The following is a 245-nucleotide window of genomic DNA, read 5'->3' as shown; positions in this document are numbered from 1 at the left end:
ATCGGCTCTGTAACCTTGTTATTTCATTCCCGTTTTGGTGTAGATAATGCCTTAGCTGTCGTGGCCATAAGCACCAGAACGCGTGTAGAGCTGCTCCCCCTGATCGCTAACCACGAAAAAGCCTGCATCTCTTACGGATAAGTCCAACTGGTTTTCAGTGAAGTTCAGGTTGCCCTGACCAATTTGCTGGCGAAGTGTTAGTAAATTAACGCCACTACCTGGGGCGGTGGAACTACTACCGAGTG

At 49.0% G+C, this 245-nt stretch carries 1 pseudogene; it reads right to left on the bottom strand.

Annotated features, from left to right (window positions below):
• Nucleotides 1-51 precede the first annotated feature (51 nt).
• Nucleotides 52-245: pseudogene (locus tag Q4563_RS21850) on the bottom strand (flagellar hook protein FlgE); the annotation flags it as partial.

The organism is Gilvimarinus sp. 1_MG-2023 (assembly GCF_030548285.1).
The sequence above is the reverse complement of the archived record's forward strand: the minus strand, read 5'-3'. Positions and strand labels throughout refer to the sequence as shown.